This is a genomic window from Pseudomonas sp. 09C 129 (assembly GCF_002843625.1).
GTDB lineage: Bacteria > Pseudomonadota > Gammaproteobacteria > Pseudomonadales > Pseudomonadaceae > Aquipseudomonas > Aquipseudomonas chlororaphis.
Genome location: NZ_CP025261.1, coordinates 1,292,614 through 1,314,680, shown reverse-complemented (window position 1 = coordinate 1,314,680; position 22,067 = coordinate 1,292,614). Strand labels below are relative to the sequence as shown.

The window sequence follows — 22,067 nt, the reverse complement described above, 5'->3', positions numbered from 1 at the left end:
CTCGGCGAAAACTTACTGCCGAATCAACTCCTTCGGGCTTCGATGAACTGAAGCGCAACCACTGCCGAAAACCGCGTAACTCGTTGAATCTCAAGGAGTTTTCCGTTTCGACTGCGCCGGAAGTGGGGCGAATTATAGACTTCCAGAATCTGCCGTCAACACTTATTTTCACAAATCTGTCATATCGGTCAAAACCGCCCCTAAAAGCAAAGGCCGCCCCAAGGGGGCGGCCTTTAATACCCTTCTACTAATTACAAGCTAGGGAAGGCGAACTGCGAGGCTTCATGGCTGGCACGCTGTGGCCAACGCTGAGTGATCGCCTTGCGACGGGTATAGAAGCGCACGCCGTCCGGACCGTAGGCATGCAGGTCGCCAAACAGCGAACGCTTCCAGCCGCCGAAGCTGTGGTACGCCACCGGTACCGGCAGCGGTACGTTGACGCCTACCATCCCGACTTCAATCTCGTCACAGAACAGACGCGCCGCTTCACCGTCACGGGTAAAGATGCAGGTGCCGTTGCCATATTCGTGATCGTTGATCAGTTGCATGGCCTCTTCCAGGCTGTTCACCCGCACGACGCACAGCACCGGCCCGAAGATCTCTTCTTTATAGATGCGCATTTCCGGGGTGACGTTGTCGAACAGGCAGCCACCAAGGAAGAAGCCTTCTTCATGGCCCGGCACGCTCAGGCCACGGCCGTCGACCACCAGTTTCGCGCCTGCCTTCACGCCATCCTCGACATAACCGCTGACCTTGTCCCGCGCCTGCCCTGTGACCAGCGGCCCCATGTCCAGGCCACAAGAAGTGCCGGCACCGATTTTCAGCGCCTTGATCTGCGGAACCAGCTTGGCCACCAACGCATCGGCCACCTGGTCGCCGACACACACGGCAACCGAGATCGCCATGCAACGCTCGCCGCAGGAACCATAGGCCGCGCCCATCAAGGCACTGACCGCGTTGTCCAGGTCGGCATCCGGCATCAGCACGGCGTGGTTCTTCGCGCCGCCCAGTGCCTGCACGCGTTTGCCGCGCTTGGTGCCTTCGGCGTAGATGTATTCGGCAATCGGCGTCGAACCAACGAAGCTCAGTGCCTTGACTTCCGGCGCTTCGATCAGCGCGTCCACCGCGGCCTTGTCGCCGTGCACCACACTCAGCACGCCTTTCGGCAGGCCGGCTTCCAGCAGCAGCTGGGCAATCAGCAGGGTCGAACTCGGGTCACGCTCGGATGGCTTGAGGATGAAGCAGTTGCCGCAGACGATCGCCAGCGGATACATCCACAGTGGCACCATCGCCGGGAAGTTGAACGGGGTGATGCCGGCAACCACGCCCAGCGGCTGGAAGTCGGACCAGGCATCAATGTTCGGGCCGACGTTGCGGCTGTACTCGCCCTTGAGGATTTCCGGAGCGGCACAGGCGAACTCGACGTTTTCGATACCACGCTTGAGCTCACCGGCGGCGTCTTCCAGGGTCTTGCCGTGTTCTTCGCTGATCAACTGGGCGATGCGCGATTCGTTCTGCTCCAGCAATTGCTTGAAGCGGAACATCACCTGGGCACGCTTGGCCGGCGGCGTGTTGCGCCAGGCCGGGAAGGCAGCCTTGGCGGCATCGATGGCGCTCTGGATGGTTTCGCGGCTGGCCAGCGGCAGCTTGTGGATCGCCTGACCGGTGGACGGATTGAACACATCGACCGCGCGACCGCTCTCGGTCACCAGTTCACCATTGATCAAATGCGGGATAACGCTCATCGGGGAACTCCTGAAGTTGTCCACAGGCGCCCACCAAGGGGCGCCTGCTCTATATAGATGACTTTGAATATGAGCCAAACCACGATGGCGCCTATAAGTACGCCATCGCGAGCAAGCTCATCTCCTACAGTTTTGGGGAATCAGTCGAGCTTGTTCAGCACTTCGCCGACGGCATCGAACAGACGATCCAGATCCTGCGGCTTGCTGTTGAAGGTCGGGCCGAACTGCAGGGTGTCGCCGCCGAAGCGTACGTAGAAACCGGCTTTCCACAGGGCCATGCCCGCTTCGAACGGACGCACGATGGCATCACCATCGCGCGGGGCAATCTGGATGGCGCCGGCCAGGCCGAAGTTACGGATGTCGATGACATTCTTCGCCCCCTTGATGCCGTGCAGCGCCTTCTCGAAATGCGGCGCCACGTCAGCGACGCTCTGCACCAGGTTTTCTTTCTGCAACAGATCCAGTGCCGCCAGACCGGCCGCGCAAGCCACTGGGTGCGCCGAGTAGGTATAGCCGTGGGGGAATTCCACCGCGTACTCGGGGGTCGGCTGGTTCATGAAGGTCTGGTAGATCTCGGAGCTGGCAATCACCGCGCCCATCGGAATCGCGCCATTGGTGACTTGCTTGGCGATGCACATCAGGTCCGGGGTCACGCCAAAGCTGTCGGCACCGAACATCTTGCCGGTACGGCCGAAACCGGTGATCACTTCGTCGAACACCAGCAGGATATTGTGCTGGTCGCAGATTTCCCGCAGGCGCTTGAGGTAACCCTGTGGCGGCACCAGCACGCCAGCGGAACCGGCCAGAGGCTCGACGAACACCGCGGCGATGTTGGAGGCGTCATGCAGTTCGATCAGCTTGAGCAGTTCGTCGGCCAGCGCGATACCGCCCTGCTCCGGAATGCCACGGGAGAACGCGTTGCTTGCCAGCAGGGTGTGCGGCAGGTGGTCGACATCCATCATCGCCTGGCCGAACAGTTTACGGTTGCCGTTGACCCCGCCGAGGCTGGTGCCGGCAATGTTCACGCCGTGATAGCCACGGGCACGGCCGATCATCTTGGTCTTGGTCGACTGGCCTTTCAGGCGCCAGTAGGCGCGCACCATTTTCACCGCGGTATCGGCGCATTCGGAACCGGAGTCGGTGAAGAACACATGGTTCAGATTGCCCGGGGTCAGTGCGGTGATTTTCTCGGCCAGCTGGAACGACAGCGGGTGACCGTACTGGAAGCCTGGCGAGTAATCGAGGGTGCCCAGTTGCTTGGCCACCGCTTCCTGGATTTCCTTGCGGGTGTGGCCGGCGCCACAGGTCCACAGGCCGGACAGCGAGTCATAGACCTTGCGCCCCTTGTCGTCGACCAGCCAGCTGCCTTCGGCGGCGACGATCAGGCGCGGATCGCGCTGGAAGTTGCGGTTGGCGGTGTAGGGCATCCAGTGAGCATCGAGCTTGAGCTGGCTGGCCAGGGAAGCCGGAGCGTTTTCATGCATGTTCATGGGGCAAAACCTCGCAGGGCAATAAGCGGCGCAGGGATCGGAAAGCGTTGTTGCAGCTAAGTTGCCACGGCTATAAAGTCGGTGAAATCCAACTTTTATAACCTTCAGTCAGTGGCCCACTAAACTATGAGCAGCCGTCGCGCCGACCCGCTGGCGCAAGTCAGCGACTTTGATATCCGCCTGCTGCGGATCTTTCGCAGCGTGGTCGAGTGCGGTGGCTTCTCCGCCGCGGAAACTGTGCTCGGCATCGGTCGCTCAGCCATCAGCCAGCAGATGAGCGACCTCGAGCAGCGTCTCGGCCTGCGCCTGTGCCAACGCGGACGCGCCGGTTTCTCGCTGACCGAAGAGGGTCGCGAGGTATATCAATCGGCCCTGCAACTGTTGAGCGCCCTGGAAAGCTTTCGTACCGAGGTCAACGGCCTGCACCGGCACCTGCGTGGCGAACTGATCATCGGCCTGACCGACAACCTGGTCACCCTGCCCCACATGCGCATCACCCATGCACTGGCGCAACTGAAGGAGCGCGGGCCGGACGTGCAGATCCAGATCCGCATGATCGCCCCCAACGAAGTCGAACAAGGCGTGCTCGACGGGCGCCTGCATGTCGGCGTAGTGCCCCAGGCCAGTGCCTTGTCCGGGCTGGAATACCAACCGCTGTACAGCGAACGCTCGCTGCTTTATTGCGCCGTCGGCCATCCGCTGTTTTATGTCGACGACAAGCAACTGGACGACCGGCGCCTCAACGAGCAGGACGCCATCGCCCCGACCTTCCGCCTGCCCGCCGAGATCCAGGCCCATTACCAGGCGCTCAATTGCACCGCCAGCGCTTCGGACCGCGAAGGCATGGCGTTCCTGATTCTCACCGGACGCTACATTGGCTACCTGCCGGACCACTACGCCAGCCTCTGGGTCCAGCAGGGACGACTGCGCGCGCTCAAACCCGGTTCACGTTTTTATGACCTGAGCCTGGCATCGGTCACACGCAAGGGCCGTCGCCCCCATTTGGTGCTGGAAAGCTTCCTGGACAGCCTGGCGGCCACCCGCTGAAAAAACCTACGACACTATAAAAGCCCCGCCCCCATTGCCCCATAACGGCAAACACAGGCAATAACCTGAGCACTTGGACAGCTTTTTGCAGGGCACGATGACCTTGAACCATCAGCCCTGAGTTCCCCGTCCATGCAGCCAGACACCTTGCGCCAAAGCGACCTGATCTACGGTCTCGACGATCGCCCGAAACCACTCGCCGCGATCCTCGCCGCCCTGCAGCATGTGCTGGCGAGTTTCGTCGGCATCATCACCCCGCCGCTGGTGATCGGCTCGACCCTGGGCCTGGGCGCCCACCTGCCCTACCTGATCAGCATGGCGCTGATGGTTTCCGGCGTCGGCACCTTCATTCAGGCGCGTCGGCCGTTCGGAATCGGCGCGGGGATGATCTGCCTGCAAGGCACCAGCTTTGCCTTCCTCGGCGCGGTGCTGTCCGCAGGTTTTCTGGTCAAGCAACGGGGCGGCAGCCCGGAAGACATCCTAGCGATGATTTTTGGCGTGTGCTTTTTCGGCGCGGCGGTGCAGATCGTCCTGAGCCGCTTCATCGGCCAATTGCGCCGGGTCATTACGCCGCTGGTCACCGGCATCGTGATTACCCTGATCGGTGTCAGCCTGATCAAGGTCGGCATCACCAACCTGGGCGGCGGCTTCAATGCCGCGGATTTCGGCGCGCCGGGCAACCTGGCGCTGGGCCTGTTGGTGCTATTGACCATCATCCTGCTGAACCGCTCGAACACGCCCTGGGTACGACTGTCGGCGATCATCATCGGCCTGGCCCTGGGCAGCCTCGCCGCCTGGTTCAGCGGCAAGCTGGTGCCCCAGGCGTTGCCCGACCTGCCGCTGATCAGCCTGCCGACACCCTTCCGCTTCGGTTTCAGCTTCGACTGGACGGCGTTCCTGCCCGTGGCGCTGATCTACCTGATCAGCACCCTCGAAACCGTCGGCGACCTGACCGCCAACTGCATGCTCGCCCGCCAGCCCATCAGCGGCCCTTCTTATATAAGCCGGCTCAAGGGCGGCATTCTCGGCGACGGCGTCAGCTGCATGATCGCCGCGACCTTCAGCGCCTTCCCCAACACCACCTTCGCCCAGAACAACGGGGTGATTCAGCTGACCGGCGTGGCCAGCCGCCATGTCGGGCTGTACATCGGCCTGTTGCTGTTTTGCCTGGGCCTGTTTCCACTGATCGGCGCGGTGCTGCAGCAAATCCCCAAGCCAGTGCTCGGCGGCGCCACCCTGGTGATGTTCGGCAGCGTCGCCGCGGCCGGCGTGCGCATCCTCGCCCAGGCACCGCTGGACCGGCGCAGCATGCTGATCATCGCCACCTCCTTCGGCGTCGGCCTGGGGATCGCGGCGCAACCAAACCTGCTGCACCTGTTGCCCAAGGTGGTGCAGAACCTGTTCGACTCGGCGATCACCAGCGGCGGCCTGACCGCAATCCTCATGTGCCTGTTGCTGCCGGAAGACCGGGCCGCGCTGCGTGACGCAAATCCGGCCGGCGAAAGCGACACCCTGGAACCGCTTTGAGGGTTTTCTGCCCATTAAGACTTGTCTGAGGCCTGTGGGTGCGCTATCAACGCACTGGTTGCACCCACAGAACAGCTCGGAAATGCCTATGACCCTTGAAGTCCCAGCCCACGCCGGCCCTCAAACCGCCAAGCCCGCCAGCCGTATTCGTCAGAAAAACGAAGAAGCGATCATCAAGGCCGCCGAAGACGAGTTCGCCCGTCACGGTTTCAAAGGCACCAGCATGAACACCATCGCGCAGAATGCCGGCCTGCCCAAGGCCAACCTGCATTACTACTTCACCAACAAGCTTGGGTTGTATGTCGCGGTGCTGAGCAACATCCTCGAGTTGTGGGACAGCACCTTCAACACCCTGACCGCCGAGGACGACCCGACCGAAGCGCTGACCCGCTACATCCGCGCCAAGATGGAGTTCTCCCGGCGCCAGCCGCAGGCCTCGCGAATCTTCGCCATGGAGATCATCAGCGGCGGCGAATGCCTCAGCGAATACTTCAGCCAGGACTACCGCGCCTGGTTCCAGGGGCGCGCCGCGGTGTTCCAGGCCTGGATCGACGCCGGCAAGATGGACCCCGTGGACCCGGTGCACCTGATCTTCCTGCTGTGGGGCAGCACCCAGCATTACGCCGACTTCGCCACCCAGATCTGCCGCGTCACCGGTCGCAGCAAGCTGACCAAGCAGGACATGGAAGACGCCGGCAACAACCTGATCCGCATCATCCTCAAGGGGTGCGGTCTCAAGCCTGCCTTATAAAGAACACAACGCATGCCCTTTACCCTCGCCGGCCTTTGCGAATACCGCGAAGAGATTCGCAAAAGCCGCTTTATCGCCCTCGCCGCGCCAATCAGCAGCGCGACCGAGGCCCAAGCCTTTATCGAACGGCACAGCGATCCCAATGCCTCCCACAACTGCTGGGCCTGGAAACTCGCCGAGCAATACCGCAGCAGCGACGACGGCGAGCCCGGCGGCACCGCCGGCCGCCCGATCCTCGCGGCCATCGAAGCCCAGGACTGCGATCAGGTCGCGGTGCTGGTGATTCGCTGGTACGGCGGCATTCAGCTGGGCACCGGCGGCCTGGCCCGCGCCTATGGCGGCAGCGCCAACAAATGCCTGCAAGGCGCCGAACGCATCGAGCTGGTCAGCCGCGTAGCCCTGCGTTGCGCCTGCAGCTTCAGCGAGCTGGCACTGGTCAAGCTGCGGGTCGCCGAACTCGGCGGGCTGCTGGTCGAGGAACACTTCACGGCCAACGGCGTAGAACTGCAACTGGCCCTGGGCGAAAGCCAGATCGCCACCTTGCAAAGCCAGCTGGCCGACCTGAGTCGCGGGCGCATCCTCTTGCAGCGCTGAGCGCACCAATACGCACCAACGCCTCGAAATTATCCTGTGCACAACGGCCCGGTGGATAGCCGACTTGCCCACACCTGCTGTGCACCCGACTGTGGATAACCTGAGCACACTTGCCTGTAACCCTTCTGTCACGTGGCTTTGCAGCGATTGCTCACTTTTCAGCCAATCACCCGCCAAAAACATATTTTTCAAATTAAAACAGTAAGTTAGCCTGGTTTATCGCTTTTAGAAGAAAGCCACACAGTGCTTATGCCCGGTCTTCGGGCTTGCACACAAATACTGTGGAACAAGCTGTGGATAACCCGTGCAAGGCTGCGCCAGCCGCATAGAGCGCAAGGCTTGCAGGCACCTGATCATTTTTCGACCAGACCGTTCGGGCAAAACCGCCGCCGTTTCAAGCTCCTTGCCCTGAACTGGTGCCAAACAGCGGTGCAGGTAACGAGCAAAGGGGGCACGAGGCCGCAGTTCATCGGGGTCTCGGTAGTTTCCTGACTCACTGGCCAGGAAATTGCTTTATCCACCGGCATAACGTTCAGCAACCCGAGTCCGTCATGCCCAACCCTGTTCCCATCCCCGCTGCAACACCCCGCCTGCAACTGCGCGGAATAACCAAGCGTTATCCCGGTTGCCTGGCCAACGACGGGATCGACCTGAGTATCCAGCCGGGGGAAATCCACGCCCTGCTCGGTGAAAACGGCGCCGGCAAAAGCACTCTGATGAAAATCATCTACGGGGTGACCCAGGCCGACTCGGGCGAGGTGATCTGGCAGGGGCAGCATCAGCTCATGCGCAATCCGGCCCAGGCGCGCAGCCTGGGGATCGGCATGGTGTTCCAGCATTTCTCGCTGTTCGAGACCCTGACCGTGGCGCAGAACATCGCCCTGGCCATGGGCACCGCGGCCGGCACACCGAAGCAGCTGGAACCGAAGATCCGCCAGGTCTCGCAGCGCTACGGCATGGCCCTGGAGCCGGAACGCCTGGTGCACAGCCTGTCCATCGGCGAACGCCAGCGGGTGGAGATCATTCGCTGCCTGATGCAGGACATCCGCCTGCTGATCCTCGACGAGCCGACCTCGGTGCTGACGCCCCAGGAGGCCGACGAACTGTTCGTCACCCTGCGCCGCCTGGCCAGCGAGGGCTGCAGCATTCTGTTCATCAGCCACAAGCTCGGCGAAGTCCGCGCCCTGTGCCACAGCGCCACGGTGCTGCGCGGTGGACGGGTTGCCGGGCACTGCATACCCGCCGAGTGCTCGGACCAGGAACTGGCGCGGCTGATGGTCGGCGAAGCCGCGGGCCTGATCACCGATTACCCGAAGGCCAAGGGCGGCGAGGCCTTCCTGCAGGTACAGAAACTCTCCTGGCCCAATCCGGACCCGTTCGGCTGCTCGCTCCAGGACATCGACCTGGACGTGCGCAGCGGTGAAATCGTCGGCATCGCCGGGGTCGCCGGCAATGGCCAGGACGAACTGCTGGCCCTGCTCAGCGGCGAACAGCGTCTTGGCCGTGCCGCGGCTTCCACCCTGCGCTTCGCCGGCCAGTACGTTGCCCATTTGCATCCCGATGCCCGCCGCCGACTGGGCCTGGCGTTCGTCCCGGCCGAGCGCCTGGGCCACGGCGCCGTGCCGGAACTGAGCCTGGCGGACAACGCCCTGCTGACCGCCTTCCAGCAAGGGCTGGTGAGCAAAGGCCTGATTCAGCGCGACAAGGTGCTGGCCCTGGCCGAGGACATCATTCGCCGCTTCGCGGTGAAAACGCCGGACAGCCAGACCGCCGCCCGCAGCCTGTCCGGCGGCAATCTGCAGAAATTCATCCTCGGCCGGGAAGTCCTCCAGCGCCCCAGGCTGCTGATTGCCGCGCACCCGACCTGGGGCGTCGACGTCGGCGCCGCCGCGACTATCCACCGGGCCCTGGTGGCCCTGCGCGATGCGGGCGCGGCGATCCTGGTGATTTCCGAAGACCTCGATGAACTGTTCCAGATCAGCGATCGCCTGGCAGCCCTGTGCAGCGGTCGCCTGTCGGCGCTCAAGGCCACCGCGGACACCAGCCTGGTCGAAGTCGGCGGCTGGATGGCCGGTCAGTTCGATACCCCCGTCCACTTATCCGCTCAGCCAGCGTAACGGAGCTGTTTATTTATGCTGCTTTCTCTCGAACCCCGCGGCCAGCAATCGCGCCTGATGCTCTGGTGCTCGCCGCTGTTGGCCGCGGCCCTGACCCTGGGCTGTGGCTCGTTGCTGTTCGTCGCCCTGGGCCACGACCCGCTGGAAACCTTGCACACCTTGCTGATCGCCCCGATCAGCGACCTGTATGGCGTCTCCGAACTGCTGGTCAAGGCCCTGCCGATCCTGCTCTGTGCCCTCGGCCTGGCCGTGGCGTATCAGGCGCGGATCTGGAACATCGGCGCCGAAGGCCAACTTCTACTCGGCGCCCTGACCGGCAGCGCCCTGGCGGTGAACATCATCGACCTGCAAAGCCGCTGGGCGCTGGTGCTGATCCTGCTCACCGGCACCCTGGCCGGCGCCGCCTGGGCCGGCCTCACCGCCTGGTTGCGCACGCACTTCAACGCCAATGAAATCCTCACCAGCATCATGCTCAACTACATCGCCCTGAACCTGCTGCTGTACTGCGTGCACGGGCCGCTGAAAGACCCGGCCGGGTTCAACTTCCCCGAGTCGGCGATGTTCGGCGATGCCAGCCGCCTGCCGCTGCTCCTGGAAGACGGCCGGGTGCATGCCGGGGTGTATTTCGCCCTGCTGGCCCTGGTGGCGGTGTGGGTGCTGCTGCAAAAAAGCTTCGTCGGGTTCCAGATCAAGGTGCTGGGGCTGGACAAGCGCGCCGCCGGCTTCGTCGGTTTTCGCGAGAAGCGCCTGATCTGGCTGGCGCTGCTGATCAGCGGTGGGCTGGCCGGCCTGGCCGGGGTGTGCGAAGTCACCGGCCCCATCGGCCAGCTGGTGCCCCAGGTATCGCCTGGCTATGGCTATGCGGCGATCACCGTGGCCTTTCTCGGCCGCCTGCACCCGATCGGCATTCTGTTCTCCAGCCTGCTGATGGCGCTGCTGTACATCGGCGGCGAGAACGCGCAGATGAGCCTCAACCTGCCGCAAGCCATCACCCAGTTGTTCCAGGGCATGATGCTGTTCTTCCTGCTGGCCAGTGACGTGCTGATTCTCTATCGGCCGCGCCTGAACCTGCGCTGGGCACGTCGCGCCGCCAACCCTTGCGTGCAGGCAGGAGCGCTGTGATGGATATCGATCTGTTGAGCAATATTTTCTACGCCATGATCCGCTGCGGTACGCCGCTGCTGCTGGTGGCCCTGGGCGAACTGATCTGCGAGAAGAGCGGCGTCCTCAACCTCGGCCAGGAAGGCATGATGCTGTTTGGCGCGGTGATCGGTTTTATCGTCGCCCTGAACAGCGGCAACCTGTGGCTCGGCGTACTGCTGGCGATGCTCGCCGGCATGCTGCTGTCATCGCTGTTCGCCCTGGTGGCACTGGTGTTCAACGCCAATCAGGTGGCCACCGGCCTGGCCCTGACCATCTTTGGGGTCGGGCTGTCGAGCTTCGTCGGCGCCAGTTGGGTCGGCAAACCGCTGGCCGGATTCGAGCCCATGGCGATTCCGCTGCTGAGCGAAATCCCCTTGATCGGGCGCATGCTGTTTGCCCAGGACCTGCTGGTCTACCTGTCCTTCGCCCTGTTCGCCCTGGTGGCCTGGGTGATCCTGAAAAGCCGGGTCGGCCTGATCATCCAGGCGGTCGGCGAAAACCCCGACGCGGCCAGCGCCATGGGCCTGCCGGTGCTGCGGGTACGCACCCTGGCGGTACTGTTCGGCGGCGCCATGGCTGGCCTGGCCGGGGCTTACCTGTCCCTGGCCTATACACCGATGTGGGCGGAAAACATGAGCGCCGGGCGCGGCTGGATCGCCCTGGCGCTGGTGGTGTTCGCCAGCTGGCGGGTGTGGCGCCTGCTGCTCGGCGCCTACCTGTTCGGCCTCGCCAGCATCCTGCACCTGGTGGCGCAAGGCCTGGGCCTGGCGGTCCCCTCGAACCTGCTGGCGATGCTGCCGTATGCCGCGACCATCCTGGTGCTGGTGCTGCTGTCCCGGGATGCGCTGCGCACCCGCCTGTATGCGCCGGTGTCGCTGGGGCAGCCGTGGCAGGCGGGGCGATAGGTAGCGTTCGGGCGGGCGTTATCGCGGGCAAGCCTCGCTCCTACGGAATCCCTGGCAAGGGCTCGAGGCGTCTGTCCTGCTCGCGAACCGGCCACAACTGCGCCACCGCCCAGGCCAGCTCGAAAAGCAGGATCACGCCGATCAAGGCCGTGCCACCCTGGGCCAGGGCGTAGATCTGCCAGGTGGCGAACAGCAGCCGGCCGGCGGCGTCGTAGCGTCCGAAGGCCCGCTGCGGATCGCGGATGCGCAGCACCGACCACACGCAGACGATCGAGCCCATCAGGTTGACCATCAGCATGTGCATGGGCTCGAACGGCGGCAGTGCGCCGGGCAGGTCGAGGGCCTGGCTCCACTGCTGCATCAGGCCGTGCAGGGCGAGAAAGCTCCAGGGGGTGACAAAGGCGGCGGTGACGATCAGGTCGTACCAACCGCTGGCCCGCACCAATTGACGGTATTGCGCTGTGCTCCACATAAAGGATCGCTCCGGATATTCAAGGAGCACACAAGCTAAAGCCTGAAGTATGCTCCAGGGTCAAGCCCTTCCGAGACTCCAGCATGCGCATCGGTGAACTTGCCCAGGCCTGCGCCGTCAGCCGCGATACCCTGCGCTTCTACGAGCAGCGCGGATTGATCGCGGCGCAACGCAGCGCCAACGGCTATCGTGAATACCCCAGCGACATGGTGCAGCTGGTGCTCTACATCAAGACCGCGCAGCGCCTGGGCTTCAGCCTCGGCGAGATCGGCAGCAGCGTTGCCGCGATCTGGCATGCCAGCGATCCGGACAGCGCCGTGACGCAGCTGCTGCAAGACAAACTGACCCTGATCGAGACCCGCATCAGCGAACTGGGCGAGTTGCGCCAGGAGCTGCGACAACGGCTCGGCCAGCGTTGCCCATTAAACCCATGATCTTCACTCATCAAGGAATCCCCGCATGCCTACGCCAAAAACCGCACTGATCATCGGCGCCTCCAGAGGCCTGGGCCTGGGCCTGGTGCAACGTCTGCTGGAGGCTGGCTGGCAGGTCACCGCCACCGTGCGCAACCCGCAAAAAACCGAGGCGCTCAAGGCCCTGGGCCCGGTCCGTATCGAGCAACTGGACATGGACGACCAGCAGGCGGTGATCGCCCTGAACCAGAAGCTCAAAGGCGAAGTGTTCGACCTGCTGTTCGTCAACGCCGGGGTCAAGGGGCCGGACGACCAGACGCCAGGCAAGGCGACCCTGGCGGAAGTCGGCCAGCTGTTCTTCACCAACGCCGTGGCGCCGATCAACCTGGCCCAGCGTTTCCTCCCGCAGATCCGTCCGGATAGCGGCGTGCTGGCGTTCATGAGTTCGGTGCTGGGCAGCGTGACCATGCCCGACGCGCCGGAGCTGGCACTGTACAAGGCCAGCAAGGCGGCGCTGAATTCCATGACCAACAGCTTCGTCACCCAGCTCGAGCAGAAGCTCACCGTGCTGTCGCTGCACCCGGGCTGGGTGAAGACCGACATGGGCGGCGAGGGCGCGGACATCGACGTCGAGACCAGCACCCGTGGCCTGATCGAGCAGATCAATGCCTATACCGGCAAGGGCGGGCACCATTTCGTCAACTACAAGGGCGAAACCATTCCCTGGTAAGCCTGCACCTGTAGCCGCTGCCGGAGGCTGCGATAAGGCGCGAAGAGCCTTCCCGCGGCTGACAGCGCAGCGCCCACTGCGTGGTCGGGCGCAGCCTTCGGCAGCGGCTACAGGACGTCATCGCGGGCAAGCCTTGCGCCTACGGAGGACGAGCTGGCCGGCGATAGACCGCAACGCGGTCTCGCCGTAAACTGCACCCCGCGTCGATCCTGACGCCCCTGGATCAGCAGACAGGGCAACACTGAGCTGGCTAACCTGAACCCACTTTCAGAGGAGCCGGCCACCATGCCTGCGACCCGTACCTGGTTAAAGAATCCCCTCGCCATTTTCACTGGCAATGCCCTCGACGCCCGTGGCGGCCTGGTGCTGCAAGACGGCCTGATCGTCGAAGTGCTCGGCGCTGGCCAGCAACCCGCCCAGCCCTGCGGGCAGGTCTTCGATGCCCGCGAGCATGTGCTGCTGCCGGGGCTGATCAACACCCATCACCACTTCTATCAGACCCTGACCCGCGCCTGGGCGCCGGTGGTCAACCAGCCGCTGTTCCCCTGGCTGAAAACCCTGTACCCGGTCTGGGCCCGGCTGACCCCGGAGCAACTCGCCCTGGCCAGTAAAGTGGCGCTGGCCGAACTGCTGCTGTCGGGCTGCACCACCGCCGCCGACCACCACTACCTGTTCCCCGAAGGCCTGGAAAACGCCATCGACGTGCAGGTGGCCAGCGTGCGCGAACTGGGCATGCGCGCCATGCTCACCCGCGGCTCCATGAGCCTCGGCGAAGCGGATGGCGGCCTGCCGCCGCAACAGACCGTGCAACAGGGCGAGGTGATTCTCGCCGACAGCCAGCGGCTGATCGCCGAGTACCACGAACGCGGCGCCGGCGCGCAGATCCAGATCGCCCTGGCGCCCTGCTCGCCGTTCTCGGTGACCCCAGAGATCATGGCGGCCAGCGCCGAGCTGGCGGCAAAACTCGACGTGCGCCTGCACACCCACCTGGCGGAAACCCTCAATGAGGAAGACTTCTGCCTGCAACGTTTCGGCCTGCGCACCGTGGACTACCTGGACAGCGTCGGCTGGCTCGGCCCGCGGACCTGGCTGGCCCACGGTATCCATTTCAACCCCGATGAAATCGCCCGCCTCGGCGCCGCCGGGACCGGCATCTGCCATTGCCCGAGCTCCAACATGCGCCTGGCCTCGGGCATCTGCCCGACCCTGGAACTGACCGACGCCGGCGCGCCCGTCGGCCTGGGCGTGGATGGCTCGGCCTCGAACGACGCCTCGAACATGATTCTCGAAACCCGTCAGGCCCTGTACCTGCAGCGCCTGCGCTACGGCGCCGAAAAGATCACCCCGGAGTTGGTGCTGGGCTGGGCCACCCAGGGTTCGGCCCGGCTGCTGGGGCGCAGCGATATCGGCGAGCTGGCCGTGGGCAAGCAGGCCGACCTGGCGCTGTTCAAGCTCGATGAGCTGCGCTTCTCCGGCAGCCATGATCCGTTGTCGGCGTTGCTGCTGTGCGGCGCGGACCGGGCGGACCGGGTGATGGTCGGCGGCCAGTGGCGGGTGATTGACGGGCAGGTCGAGGGCCTGGATCTGAAGGGCTTGATTGCCGATCACAGCCATGCGGCCCGGCAGCTGATCGCCGGCGCCTGACACCGGACGCGTTCGTGGGCAAGCCACGCTCCATGCATCTGTAGGAGCGAGGCTTGCCCGCGAAGCTTTTACAGCCCCAACAGCGACAACATGATGAAGGTCGCGAACAGCACGAAGTGAGTCATGCCTTCGATGGCATTGGTCTCACCGTCATTGAGGTTGATCGCGCTGACGATCAGGGTGATGAAGATCATCACCGTCTGCACCGGGGTCATCGCCATCTGGAACGGCTGGCCGGTGTAAAGCGCCATCGCCTCCATCACCGGCACCGTCAGGATCACCGTCGACAACGACGCGCCCAACGCAATGTTGACCACCGACTGCATGCGATTGGCTAACGCCGCGCGCAGGGCCGTGAGGATTTCCGGCGCCGCGGAAATCGCCGCCACCAGGATCGCCGTGATCACCGGCGGCGCGCCCGTGCCTTCCAGCCCCAGGTCGAGGGTCTTGGACATCACCTCCGCCAAGGCGCCGATCAGTACCACGCCGAACACCAGGGTGGCGATGGAAAACGCTAGGCTGACAGGCGCCGGCTGATCTTCTGTCGGTTCTTTCTTGCGGCGTTTTTCCGGGTAGCTGTAGCTGAAGAAGTAGCTGTGGGCGCCGACCTGCATGCGCAGGAACAGGGTGTACAACAGCACCATGGCGCCAATGGTGAAGGCCGAGTAGAGCTTCCACTTCGACTCGGGAATGAACTCCGGCACCACCATCGACACGCCCATGGCGGTGAGGATCATCACACTGTAGGAGCGGGCCGAGTCGTCGTTGTAGGCCTGCTCGCCATGCTTGATCCCGCCCATCAGCGCGGCCAGGCCGAGGATGCCGTTGATGTCGAGCATCACCGCCGAATAGATGGTGTCACGCACCAGGGTCGGCGAGGCCTCGTTGCTCATCATGATCGCCAGGATCACCACCTCCACCAGGACCGCGGCCAGGGTCAGGATCATGGTGCCGTAGGGGTCGCCGACCTTCTCCGCCAGCAGCTCGGCGTGATGGGCGACGCGCATAGAGGCTGCGACGATAAAACCGATCAGCACCAACCCGGAGATCAGCGCCACGCCCTGGCCGCTGTTGAGCAACGCATGCTCCAGCGGATAGGCAACCAACGCCGCGAGCAGCGCCAGCAACAGAAAACTTTCTTGCTTGAGTGAAGTGAACATTGCAGTCCTTTGACCGGATAAATCGAGCAGAAAGAGATGAGCTAAAGACTGCATGGAGTCACTAACGTTTCGTTACACCTTAGTGCACCAGTCAATGGCGTTGATGGGCGAGGGTGCACCGGGATGAGCCTTTGGTGATCCGGCGGGCCTCTTCGCGGGCAAGCCTCGCGCCTACAGGATCATGCAGCCCCTGCAGGCACGAGGCTTGCCCGCGCAGGCTTCACCCTGGTCCAGAAGATTTTGTTGTCCTGTTGGTCAGCTATTTGCATTGAGCCATTCAAGCCTTAGAGCCCAGCCATGCCCCACAACAAAATGGAGTCCGGATTCATGCATAAACGTGCGTTGCAAAAACTGCTGTGCGCCCTCACCGCGGCCATCGGCCTGAGCGTCTCGCTGGGCGCCAGCGCCGCCGATCCGTTGAAGGTCGGCTTCGTCTATATCGGCCCGATCGGCGACCACGGCTGGACCTATCAGCATGAACAGGGGCGCCTGGCGCTGGTGGAGAAGTTCGGCGAGCAGATCAAGACCAACTACGTGGAGAACGTTGCCGAAGGCGCCGACGCCGAACGGGTGATCCGCAACATGGCCAAGGATAAGTACGACCTGATTTTCACCACCTCCTTCGGCTACATGAACCCGACCCTGAAAGTCGCCAGGCAGTTTCCCAAGACCACCTTCGAACACGCCACCGGCTACAAGCAGGACAAGAACCTTGGCACCTACCTGGCCCGCACCTATGAAGGTCGCTACGTCGGCGGTTTCCTCGCGGCGAAGATGACCAAGAGCAAGAAGGTCGGCTACATCGCCTCCTTCCCGATCCCGGAAGTGATCCGCGACATCAACGCCATCCAACTGGCCCTGAACAAATACAACCCGGGCACCGAGATCAAGGTGGTGTGGGTCAACTCCTGGTTCGACCCGGGCAAGGAAGCCGACGCCGCCAACGCCCTGATCGACCAGGGCGCCGACGTGATCTTCCAGCACACCGACAGCCCGGCGCCGATCCAGGCCGCCGAACGCCGTGGCGTGTACGCCGTGGGCTACGCCTCGGACATGGCCCACTTCGGACCGAAAGCGGTGCTGACCTCCATCGTCAACAACTGGGGCCCGCACTACATCCAGGCCACCCAGGGCGTGCTCGACCACAGCTGGAAATCCCAGGACTACTGGGGCGGCCTGAAGGAAGGCACGGTCCAATTGCCGATCAGCGACCTGGTACCGGCCGACGTCAAGCGTGAGGCCGAGCAGATCATCGCCGACATCAAGAGCGGCGCCTTCCACCCGTTCACCGGGCCGATCAAGGACCAGGCCGGCGTGGAAAAACTCGCCGCCGGGGTCAGCGCCAGCAATGCAGAGCTCGCGTCGATGAACTATTACGTGGAAGGCATGAAGGCCGACATTCCGAAATGACTCGCCTGTAGCCGCTGCCGCGGGTTGCACCAAGTTCCGAAGGTCCTTTGCTCGATACCCAGAGCACGCCCCCTTCGTCGGAGTGCCGCCCAGATCGATCGCAGCCTGCGGCAGCGGCTACAGGGCAGTGAGTACCTTGAGAGCATTTATATGAACCAGCTGCCAATCATCGACATCAGCCCGCTCTACGGCGACGACGCCCAAGGCTGGAACAGCGTCGCCCAGCAGATCGACCGTGCCGGCCGCGAGTGGGGGTTCTTCTATATCAAGGGCCACCCGATCACCTCCGGGCGCATCGGCCAGTTGCTCGACGCCGCCCGGTATTTCTTCGCCCTGCCGGCCGCCGAGAAACTCAAGATCGATATCACCCAGACCCGCCACCATCGCGGCTATGGCGCGATCGCCACCGAGCAACTGGACCCGGACAAGCCAAGCGACCTCAAGGAAACCTTCGACATGGGCCTGCACCTGCCGGCCGACCATCCCGAGGTGCTCGCGGAAAAACCGTTGCGCGGCAGCAACCGGCACCCGGATATCGCCGGCTGGGAAACCCTGATGGAGCAGCACTACCTGGACATGCAGGCCCTGGCCCAGACCCTGCTGCGGGCCATGACCCTGGCCCTGGGCATCGAGCGCGATTTTTTCGACAGCCGCTTCAAGGAGCCAGTCAGCGTCTTGCGCCTGATCCATTACCCGCCGCGCCATACCGCCAGCAGCGACGAACAGCAAGGCGCCGGCGCCCACACCGACTACGGCTGCATCACCCTGCTCTACCAGGACAGCGCCGGCGGCCTGCAGGTGCGCAATGTCCAGGGCCAGTGGATCGACGCCCCACCCATCGAGGGCACCTTCGTGGTCAACCTCGGCGACATGATGGCGCACTGGAGCAACGACCGTTACCGGTCGACGCCGCACCGGGTGATCAGCCCGCAGGGGGTGGACCGCTACTCGATGCCGTTCTTCGCCGAACCCCATCCGGATACCCGCATCGAATGCCTGCCCGGCTGCCAGGATGCCGGGCATCCGCCGAAGTACCCGGTCACCACCTGCGCCGAATTCCTCTTGTCGCGGTTCGCCGATACCTATGCCTATCGCCGGGAACCGCAAGCGTCCTGATCGCCCGGCGGGTCAGGTTTTGCCGAATAGTCCGCGTGCGCCTGTAGAATGCCTGCCCTTATGGGCGCAATTGGAACCTGACGCGCCCGCGCAGCCCTGGGAAAACCCGGGGCCGGCGCCTGTCATCGAACCTTGCGGTGGGCTTTTCGCCGCAGGATGATGGAGCGCAATACGTTCACGCAGCGCTCGACTGCACCTGATGAGATCACACCCATGTACGACTGGCTGAACGCCTTGCCCAAGGCCGAACTGCACCTGCACCTCGAAGGATCCCTGGAGCCCGAGCTGCTGTTCGCCCTGGCCGAACGCAACAAGATCGCCCTGCCCTGGAGCGATGTGGAAACCCTGCGCAAGGCTTATGCCTTCAACAACCTGCAAGAGTTCCTCGACCTGTACTACCAGGGCGCGGACGTACTGCGCACCTCCCAGGATTTCTATGACCTGACCTGGGCCTACCTGCTGCGCTGCAAAGAGCAGAACGTCATCCACACCGAACCCTTCTTCGATCCGCAGACCCACACCGATCGCGGCATTCCTTTCGAAGTGGTGCTCAACGGCATCGCCAGCGCGCTCAAGGATGGCGAGCAGCAACTGGGCATCACCAGCGGCCTGATCCTCAGTTTCCTGCGCCATCTGAGCGAAGATGAAGCGCAGAAAACCCTCGACCAGGCGCTGCCGTTCCGCGAAGCCTTTGTCGCGGTCGGCCTGGACAGTTCGGAAATGGGTCACCCGCCGAGCAAGTTCCAGCGGGTGTTCGACCGGGCCCGCAGCGAAGGTTTCCTCACCGTCGCCCACGCCGGTGAAGAAGGCCCGCCCGAGTACATCTGGGAAGCCCTCGACCTGCTGAAGATCCAGCGCATCGACCATGGCGTGCGCGCCTTCGAGGACGAGCGACTGATGCAGCGCATCATCGACGAGCAGATCCCGCTGACCGTCTGCCCGCTGTCGAACACCAAGCTCTGCGTGTTCGATCACATGTCGCAGCACAACATCCTCGAGATGCTCGAGCGTGGGGTGAAGGTCACCGTGAACTCCGATGACCCGGCCTACTTCGGCGGCTACGTCACCGAGAACTTCCACGCCCTGTACACCCATCTGGGCATGACCCAGGACCAGGCCAAACGCCTGGCGCAGAACAGCCTGGATGCGCGCCTGGTCAAGCCGTAAACCAGCATCGCGGGCAACCTGCCCGCGATCCCCCTGTAGCCGCTGTCGAACCACCCGACCACGCCGCGACCGCACTATGTAGCCGCTGCCGAAGGCTGCGATCGATCTGGGCGGCACTCCGACGAAGCGGGCGCCGCTCTTGAGGGCCTCGGAAGGTTCTTCGAACCTTATCGCAGCCTGCGGCAGCGGCTACAGATCAAACGCCGACTTCGCTCAACTCCTCCAGCGTCTTGCCCCGGGTCTCCATCCCGAACAGCCAGACCACCGCCGCGGCGACCGCGAAACACAGCGCGCCCAGGGCGAACACCCCACCCTGCCCGGTCATCGGGAACACCACGCCGGTCACCAAAGGCCCGAGCAGCGACCCGATGCGCCCCACCGCCGAGGCGAACCCGGAGCCGGTAGCCCGCGCCGAGGTGGGATATAACTCGGGCGTGTAGGTGTAGAGCACCGCCCACATGCCGAACAGGAAGAACTGCATCAACAGGCCGGAGCTGATCAGCAGCGCCACGTTGCCGCCGAACACCGCGCTCTGCCCGTAGAAGAACGCCATGACTCCACCGCCCAGCAAGGTGATCACGCACACCGGCTTGCGCCCCCAGCGCTCCACCAGCCAGGCGGCCATGAGGAAGCCGGGAATCCCGCCGAGGGAAATCAGCACCGTGTAGTACACCGACTGAGTCACGGCGAAACCCGATTGCTGCAACAAGGCACTGAGCCACGAGGTCAGGCCATAAAAACCCAGCAGGGCAAAGAACCACACACTCCAGATCATCATCGTGCGCTGGCGATAGAGCGGCGACCAGATCTCGCGCAAGGCCGAGAAGAAGTGCCCCGGCACGCTCTCCACCCGCGGCAGGCGCACCGGCTCGGGCAGGTCCGCGTGCTGCAGCGAGGCGCGGACCTTATCCTCGATCCGCCGCAGCACCTGGTCGGCATCAGCGTGCCGCCCGGCCTGCTCCAGCCAACGCGGCGACTCGGGGATGAAGAAACGGATCGCCAGCACGAACACCGCCGGGATCGCCAGGACCAGGAAGATGTCGCGCCAGCCGATCAGCGGCAGCAGGAAGTACGAGAGCACGCCCGCCGCGACAAAACCCAGCGGCCAGAAGCCGTCCATCAAGGCGATATAGCGCCCGCGCCGCTTGGCCGGGATCATCTCCGAGAGCATCGACTGGGCGATGGGAAACTCCATGCCCATGCCGATCCCCAGCAGCACCCGGAACAGGGTCAGGCTGTCCACCGTCTGCGCCGTGGAGCACAGGTAACTGGCGATGCCCCAGAGCACGATGCTCCACTGGAACACCGGCTTGCGCCCGAAGCGGTCGGCGAGCATGCCCGACAGCGACGCGCCGACCACCATGCCGAAGAAACTCGAACTGGCCAGCAAGCCGGCCTGGGCCGTGCTCAGGCCGAACTCGGCTTTGATCGAGCCGAGCAGGAAGGTCATCATCGCCAGGTCCATGGAGTCGAAGAAAAACGCCAGGGCGATGATGATGAAAATGACCCGGTGATAACCGCTGATGGGCAAACGTTCCAGACGCTCTGCCGCACTGTATCCCTGACTTGCCATGCCCCGTCCCCCCGATTGAATGGTCTGCAATCGAGTGTGCAAGATCGACGCCGCCGCTCAGTGCTGGATGCGACCTGCCCGCACCCGGCAACGACGCCGCCGGTCAGGGTCAGTGATCGGCGTGGGTGGGCTTGGGGTAATGCGCGGAAACTTCAGCGCAGCGCGCCTGCAACATGTCCCGCAGCAGCTTCACCGGTTTGCTCAGTTGCGCCCGATGGGCGCACAACAGGTTCAACGGTGCCCATTCGCAGCGCAGCTCCGGCAGCAGCACCTTGAGCCGCCCGGCCAGCACATCGGCCGCCACGTCGAGCCAGGATTTGTAGGCGATACCCCGCCCCGCCACCGCCCACAGGCGCACCACATCGGCGTCGTCGCTGAAACGATCGCCGCTGACCGTCAGGCCGACCTCGCGCTTGCCGTCATGGAAACTCCAATGGTCATGCACCCGGCTGCCGAGCATGTAGAGCAGGCAATTGTGCTGGGCCAGTTGCTCCAGCTGACGCGGCTCGCCGTGGCGGGCCAGGTACTCGGGGGCGGCCACCAGCACCCGGCGGTTCTGCGGCGCGACAGGCAAGGCCACCAGGCTGGAATCTTCCGGTTCGCCGTAACGCAGGGCGATGTCCACCGGCTGGCGAAACAGGTCGGCGATACGGTCGCCCAGCAGCAGGCGCAGCGTGAGCTTGGGGTGCTCCAGCTGGAACTGGTCGAGCCAGGGCAGCAACAGATTGCGGCCGAAATCCGAGGGCGCGGACAGCTGGAGAACGCCGCTGACCTGATCCTGCCCGCTGGCCAGCAGGCGCCGGCCTTCCTCCAGGTTGCTCAGGGACGCGCGGGCATATTCGAGAAACCCTTCGCCCTCGGCGGTCAGGCGCAGGCTGCGGGTCGAACGCGCCAGCAGCCGGGCGCCGAGCTGCTGCTCGATACGCTTGAGCGCAGCGCTGGCCACCGCCGCCGACAGGTCCATGACCCGCGCCGCGGCGGACAGGCTGCCGAGGTCGGCGGCGCGCACGAACAATTGCAGGTCATCGAATCGCAGCATCTGGCTCACCGGGCATTATCAAAA

19 protein-coding genes are annotated in these 22,067 nt (G+C 64.0%); 13 read left to right on the top strand and 6 right to left on the bottom strand.

Annotation, left to right across the window (positions count from 1 at the left end; genetic code table 11):
• Nucleotides 1-251: 251 nt before the first annotated feature.
• A complete protein-coding gene (locus CXQ81_RS06055) occupies nucleotides 252-1,745 on the bottom strand; it encodes a CoA-acylating methylmalonate-semialdehyde dehydrogenase (protein ID WP_007930704.1) in 1,494 nt (497 codons plus the stop codon).
• A 140-nt stretch (nucleotides 1,746-1,885) separates the two neighbouring features.
• Nucleotides 1,886-3,235, bottom strand: a complete 1,350-nt coding sequence (locus CXQ81_RS06050; protein ID WP_009042039.1) for an aspartate aminotransferase family protein — start codon at nucleotides 3,233-3,235, stop codon at nucleotides 1,886-1,888.
• A 126-nt stretch (nucleotides 3,236-3,361) separates the two neighbouring features.
• Here CXQ81_RS06050 and CXQ81_RS06045 point away from each other — a divergent pair, with 126 nt between their 5' ends.
• The 7 genes from CXQ81_RS06045 to CXQ81_RS06015 all read left to right on the top strand — a co-directional run bounded on the left by CXQ81_RS06045 (nucleotide 3,362) and on the right by CXQ81_RS06015 (nucleotide 11,319).
• Complete coding sequence (locus CXQ81_RS06045; RefSeq protein WP_007930700.1) at nucleotides 3,362-4,282, top strand: LysR family transcriptional regulator; 921 nt, start codon at nucleotides 3,362-3,364, stop codon at nucleotides 4,280-4,282.
• A 132-nt stretch (nucleotides 4,283-4,414) separates the two neighbouring features.
• Nucleotides 4,415-5,809 carry a uracil-xanthine permease family protein gene (locus tag CXQ81_RS06040; RefSeq protein ID WP_101336755.1) on the top strand — a complete coding sequence of 465 codons (1,395 nt, stop codon included), beginning with the start codon at nucleotides 4,415-4,417 and terminating at the stop codon, nucleotides 5,807-5,809.
• Nucleotides 5,810-5,897: 88 nt separating this feature from the next.
• The gene (locus CXQ81_RS06035; RefSeq protein ID WP_101336754.1) at nucleotides 5,898-6,560 is read left to right on the top strand and encodes a TetR/AcrR family transcriptional regulator; all 663 of its coding nucleotides are present in this window, start codon (nucleotides 5,898-5,900) and stop codon (nucleotides 6,558-6,560) included.
• A gap of 12 nt (nucleotides 6,561-6,572) precedes the next feature.
• Complete coding sequence (locus CXQ81_RS06030) at nucleotides 6,573-7,154, top strand: YigZ family protein (RefSeq protein WP_097139049.1); 582 nt, start codon at nucleotides 6,573-6,575, stop codon at nucleotides 7,152-7,154.
• A 551-nt stretch (nucleotides 7,155-7,705) separates the two neighbouring features.
• A complete protein-coding gene (locus CXQ81_RS06025; RefSeq protein WP_101336753.1) occupies nucleotides 7,706-9,271 on the top strand; it encodes an ABC transporter ATP-binding protein in 1,566 nt (521 codons plus the stop codon).
• A gap of 15 nt (nucleotides 9,272-9,286) precedes the next feature.
• Nucleotides 9,287-10,393: an ABC transporter permease gene (locus CXQ81_RS06020; RefSeq protein WP_101336752.1), complete on the top strand. Its 1,107-nt coding sequence runs from the start codon at nucleotides 9,287-9,289 to the stop codon at nucleotides 10,391-10,393.
• Nucleotides 10,393-11,319: an ABC transporter permease gene (locus tag CXQ81_RS06015; protein WP_007930689.1), complete on the top strand. Its 927-nt coding sequence runs from the start codon at nucleotides 10,393-10,395 to the stop codon at nucleotides 11,317-11,319. The genes CXQ81_RS06020 and CXQ81_RS06015 overlap by 1 nt, the downstream gene beginning before the upstream one ends.
• Before the next feature lie 40 nt (nucleotides 11,320-11,359).
• Here the strand turns inward: CXQ81_RS06015 and CXQ81_RS06010 are convergent, their stop codons facing one another.
• A complete protein-coding gene (locus CXQ81_RS06010) occupies nucleotides 11,360-11,791 on the bottom strand; it encodes a hypothetical protein (RefSeq protein WP_101336751.1) in 432 nt (143 codons plus the stop codon).
• Nucleotides 11,792-11,874: 83 nt separating this feature from the next.
• Here CXQ81_RS06010 and CXQ81_RS06005 point away from each other — a divergent pair, with 83 nt between their 5' ends.
• From CXQ81_RS06005 to CXQ81_RS05995, 3 genes are all read left to right on the top strand, one after another.
• Nucleotides 11,875-12,225: a MerR family transcriptional regulator gene (locus tag CXQ81_RS06005; RefSeq protein ID WP_053259523.1), complete on the top strand. Its 351-nt coding sequence runs from the start codon at nucleotides 11,875-11,877 to the stop codon at nucleotides 12,223-12,225.
• A gap of 25 nt (nucleotides 12,226-12,250) precedes the next feature.
• Nucleotides 12,251-12,934 carry an SDR family oxidoreductase gene (locus CXQ81_RS06000; RefSeq protein ID WP_101336750.1) on the top strand — a complete coding sequence of 228 codons (684 nt, stop codon included), beginning with the start codon at nucleotides 12,251-12,253 and terminating at the stop codon, nucleotides 12,932-12,934.
• Between the two features lie 285 nt (nucleotides 12,935-13,219).
• On the top strand, nucleotides 13,220-14,578 hold the full coding sequence (locus CXQ81_RS05995) for an 8-oxoguanine deaminase (protein ID WP_101336749.1): 1,359 nt from the start codon (nucleotides 13,220-13,222) through the stop codon (nucleotides 14,576-14,578).
• Between the two features lie 68 nt (nucleotides 14,579-14,646).
• On the opposite strand, the gene CXQ81_RS05990 is transcribed toward CXQ81_RS05995, so the two are convergent.
• A complete protein-coding gene (locus tag CXQ81_RS05990; protein ID WP_007930681.1) occupies nucleotides 14,647-15,738 on the bottom strand; it encodes a calcium:proton antiporter in 1,092 nt (363 codons plus the stop codon).
• Between the two features lie 327 nt (nucleotides 15,739-16,065).
• On the opposite strand from CXQ81_RS05990, the gene CXQ81_RS05985 reads away from it, so the two are divergent.
• The 3 genes from CXQ81_RS05985 to CXQ81_RS05975 all read left to right on the top strand — a co-directional run bounded on the left by CXQ81_RS05985 (nucleotide 16,066) and on the right by CXQ81_RS05975 (nucleotide 19,431).
• Nucleotides 16,066-17,148: a BMP family ABC transporter substrate-binding protein gene (locus CXQ81_RS05985; RefSeq protein WP_101336748.1), complete on the top strand. Its 1,083-nt coding sequence runs from the start codon at nucleotides 16,066-16,068 to the stop codon at nucleotides 17,146-17,148.
• A gap of 150 nt (nucleotides 17,149-17,298) precedes the next feature.
• Entirely contained in the window at nucleotides 17,299-18,264 is a 966-nt protein-coding gene (locus CXQ81_RS05980) for a 2-oxoglutarate and iron-dependent oxygenase domain-containing protein (RefSeq protein WP_101336747.1), read from the top strand.
• 213 nt (nucleotides 18,265-18,477) lie between these two features.
• Complete coding sequence (locus CXQ81_RS05975; protein WP_007923280.1) at nucleotides 18,478-19,431, top strand: adenosine deaminase; 954 nt, start codon at nucleotides 18,478-18,480, stop codon at nucleotides 19,429-19,431.
• Nucleotides 19,432-19,627: 196 nt separating this feature from the next.
• On the opposite strand, the gene CXQ81_RS05970 is transcribed toward CXQ81_RS05975, so the two are convergent.
• Both CXQ81_RS05970 and CXQ81_RS05965 read right to left on the bottom strand, forming a co-directional pair.
• On the bottom strand, nucleotides 19,628-21,004 hold the full coding sequence (locus tag CXQ81_RS05970; RefSeq protein ID WP_092422453.1) for an MFS transporter: 1,377 nt from the start codon (nucleotides 21,002-21,004) through the stop codon (nucleotides 19,628-19,630).
• A gap of 109 nt (nucleotides 21,005-21,113) precedes the next feature.
• Nucleotides 21,114-22,043, bottom strand: a complete 930-nt coding sequence (locus CXQ81_RS05965; protein ID WP_101339384.1) for a LysR substrate-binding domain-containing protein — start codon at nucleotides 22,041-22,043, stop codon at nucleotides 21,114-21,116.
• Nucleotides 22,044-22,067 lie beyond the last annotated feature (24 nt).

Bases quoted from the DNA above. Each gene is read 5' to 3' on its own strand.
- CXQ81_RS06055 (WP_007930704.1), bottom strand. From the start codon at position 1,745: ATGAGCGTTATCCCGCATTTGATCAATGGTGAACTGGTGACCGAGAGC.
- CXQ81_RS06050 (WP_009042039.1), bottom strand. From the start codon at position 3,235: ATGAACATGCATGAAAACGCTCCGGCTTCCCTGGCCAGCCAGCTCAAG.
- CXQ81_RS06045 (WP_007930700.1), top strand. From the start codon at position 3,362: ATGAGCAGCCGTCGCGCCGACCCGCTGGCGCAAGTCAGCGACTTTGAT.
- CXQ81_RS06040 (WP_101336755.1), top strand. From the start codon at position 4,415: ATGCAGCCAGACACCTTGCGCCAAAGCGACCTGATCTACGGTCTCGAC.
- CXQ81_RS06035 (WP_101336754.1), top strand. From the start codon at position 5,898: ATGACCCTTGAAGTCCCAGCCCACGCCGGCCCTCAAACCGCCAAGCCC.
- CXQ81_RS06030 (WP_097139049.1), top strand. From the start codon at position 6,573: ATGCCCTTTACCCTCGCCGGCCTTTGCGAATACCGCGAAGAGATTCGC.
- CXQ81_RS06025 (WP_101336753.1), top strand. From the start codon at position 7,706: ATGCCCAACCCTGTTCCCATCCCCGCTGCAACACCCCGCCTGCAACTG.
- CXQ81_RS06020 (WP_101336752.1), top strand. From the start codon at position 9,287: ATGCTGCTTTCTCTCGAACCCCGCGGCCAGCAATCGCGCCTGATGCTC.
- CXQ81_RS06015 (WP_007930689.1), top strand. From the start codon at position 10,393: ATGGATATCGATCTGTTGAGCAATATTTTCTACGCCATGATCCGCTGC.
- CXQ81_RS06010 (WP_101336751.1), bottom strand. From the start codon at position 11,791: ATGTGGAGCACAGCGCAATACCGTCAATTGGTGCGGGCCAGCGGTTGG.
- CXQ81_RS06005 (WP_053259523.1), top strand. From the start codon at position 11,875: ATGCGCATCGGTGAACTTGCCCAGGCCTGCGCCGTCAGCCGCGATACC.
- CXQ81_RS06000 (WP_101336750.1), top strand. From the start codon at position 12,251: ATGCCTACGCCAAAAACCGCACTGATCATCGGCGCCTCCAGAGGCCTG.
- CXQ81_RS05995 (WP_101336749.1), top strand. From the start codon at position 13,220: ATGCCTGCGACCCGTACCTGGTTAAAGAATCCCCTCGCCATTTTCACT.
- CXQ81_RS05990 (WP_007930681.1), bottom strand. From the start codon at position 15,738: ATGTTCACTTCACTCAAGCAAGAAAGTTTTCTGTTGCTGGCGCTGCTC.
- CXQ81_RS05985 (WP_101336748.1), top strand. From the start codon at position 16,066: ATGCATAAACGTGCGTTGCAAAAACTGCTGTGCGCCCTCACCGCGGCC.
- CXQ81_RS05980 (WP_101336747.1), top strand. From the start codon at position 17,299: ATGAACCAGCTGCCAATCATCGACATCAGCCCGCTCTACGGCGACGAC.
- CXQ81_RS05975 (WP_007923280.1), top strand. From the start codon at position 18,478: ATGTACGACTGGCTGAACGCCTTGCCCAAGGCCGAACTGCACCTGCAC.
- CXQ81_RS05970 (WP_092422453.1), bottom strand. From the start codon at position 21,004: ATGGCAAGTCAGGGATACAGTGCGGCAGAGCGTCTGGAACGTTTGCCC.
- CXQ81_RS05965 (WP_101339384.1), bottom strand. From the start codon at position 22,043: ATGCTGCGATTCGATGACCTGCAATTGTTCGTGCGCGCCGCCGACCTC.